Origin of the sequence: Bartonella sp. AP21QHHD, from assembly GCF_042196205.1 — a bacterium.
In the GTDB taxonomy this organism is placed as follows: domain Bacteria; phylum Pseudomonadota; class Alphaproteobacteria; order Rhizobiales; family Rhizobiaceae; genus Bartonella.
The window spans coordinates 1-2,241 of record NZ_JBHIPT010000089.1 but is presented as its reverse complement, the minus strand read 5'-3'; the positions used below and the strand labels follow the sequence as shown (position 1 = coordinate 2,241).

General features: G+C 36.6%; 1 protein-coding gene and 1 pseudogene. Both read left to right on the top strand.

The window, feature by feature from the left end:
* Nucleotides 1–217 (top strand): annotated as a pseudogene (locus ACFIMC_RS05155) (ABC transporter substrate-binding protein); the annotation flags it as partial.
* Nucleotides 218–1,125: 908 nt separating this feature from the next.
* On the top strand, nt 1,126–2,241 hold a 1,116-nt coding region (locus ACFIMC_RS05150; RefSeq protein ID WP_375683804.1), incomplete at its 3' end, for an ABC transporter substrate-binding protein.

The following is a 2,241-nucleotide window of genomic DNA, read 5'->3' as shown; positions in this document are numbered from 1 at the left end:
GGATGAAACTATGAATCAAAAGGTTCAAGATGCGTTGTTTCAAAAAGATCCCAAAAAACGGGCGCAAATGTATGCTGATTTACAACGTGATTTTATGCAGAAAGGACCTTATGCTTTTATCTATCAGACATATGTTTCTGTAGCGATGACACCTGATGTCAAAAAATGGGTTTGGAATAGTGCACCACGTATTTTTTATAGTGCAATTGAAAAATAAAAAGGTATCAGGTTTATAAAATATAAAAAAACATGGTCATGATATATTTGATGTATTGCAAAGCTCTTTAATACTTTGCAATACGTTGAATTCTATCGGGAATGGATTACCATGTTGTGTAGAGAATTTTGTTTCAAAACATTCTATTGGGAAGAGAGGTTATTTATTTCGATAAATTCTACGTATATAGATATTAATATTTGATATTTCAATTTATATGTATAAAAAGTAATAAATTTGTTTGTTGCAAAAGACAGGTGTAACGAATAAAGCAAAATTTAGTGTTTCTGAAAAAATGGGGACTTTATAAAATGTTTTGGTGAGAAAAACTGTTGTATGCCGGTACGTGGGGAAACATCAAGCTACTCTTCTCATACCTCAGGTTACATTCCTTATGACTTAAAATATGATAATCTATAGGTTCGAAGCTGTTATTTGATACGGAGTTATAATAAAGTTCGAATTTTCTTCTGAAGAAGGGTGAAAATGGTTACGAAAAAATTTATTCAGGATCATCAAAATATCAAATTGTTTTGAGGCTTTTGAAGCAATTAGAGTAGCGCTTTGATGATACTTTTTAGAAAATCGCAAGAAGAAACTTGAAAAAGAAATCTTTTTAATGAAGCAAGGAAGGATTTTGGTCTGATATGCTCTGAATTATAAGTGCCGTGATGTCGTGTGCTATCGTGCGTGATAGCTTCATTTTAATCAGATCGTTTTGCGTTGCATATGTTCGTTTGTTCTATACGTATTTGGGAGGGAAGGAGCTTTTGAAAAGTGGCTGCTGCTTTTAGAGATTTTGATATTTTACCTCTAGGAGGCGTGTTTTCTAAGCATGATCTTATCATTTTTGCATGTTGTCACATGGGAAGTTATACAATAACCTTAAATCTTAAAAGGAAAATTCTATGAACGGGAAAAGAAAAATATTGAAAAAGGGCAGTTCTTTTGTTTCTGCTGTTCTTGCAATGGGGATGTTTGTGCAACAAGTTTCAGCGAAAACACCTGCCGATACGCTTGTGATGGCTTGGAATCTTGATACAATAAGTACATTTGATCCCGCACAAATCAATGACCGTTATGGTAATGAAGTTCTTGTTAATGTTTGTGATAATTTAGTCGTTTCTGCTACAGATGATGCTGCTAAAATGGTTCCTTCTTTAGCGAAGAGTTGGGATGTTTCAAGTGATGATCAGAGTACGGTGATTACTTTTCATTTGCGTGATGGTTTGAAGTTCAACGATGGTCGTCCTGCGAATGCCAATGATCTTATTTGGAGCATGAAGCGGGTTGTTCAATTGAAGATGGCTACTGCGGCGACATTTAATGAATATGGGATTACAGAACAAAACGTTGATGAGGCTTTTCAAGCACCGGACGACAAAACGGTTGTGATGAAATTTGATAAACCTTATCCAGCAGAGCTCATTCTTAGCCATTTTGCCACTAGTCGTACTCTTGCTTTGCTTGATCGTGAAACACTCATGAAACACGAAAAAAATGGTGATATGGGAAACCGGTATTTGGCAAGCCATTCTGCTTGTGTTGGTCCTTATCAGCTAGAGAGTTGGCGCCCTGGAGAAGGAATTTTGTTGCGTGCAAGCTCCAATTATTGGGGGGAGGCGCCTAAATTGAAGAAGATTTTAATTCGCCATGTTGCGGAACCTGGAACACAACGTTTATTATTGCAAAAACACGATATCGATGTTGCACGTAATCTGATGCCAGAGGATTTGGCAGATCTCCAAGCAACAACGGATATTAAAGTTGAAAGAGTGTTAGAGCCATCCGTGATCATATGGGGGTTCAATGTGACAAATCCAATTTTTTCCAATGAAAAAGTGCGTTTAGCGATGCGTTATCTTATTGACTATGAAGGACTCGGTAAGACTCTTCTCAAAGATGTTGGTATTCCACGTGCAAGTTTTATTCCTCTTGGTAATCTTGGAGCTTTGGATGAAAAAGAGGGACAACCCTTTAAACTTGATCTCCAAAAAGCAAAGCAACTTTTAACGGAAGCCGGT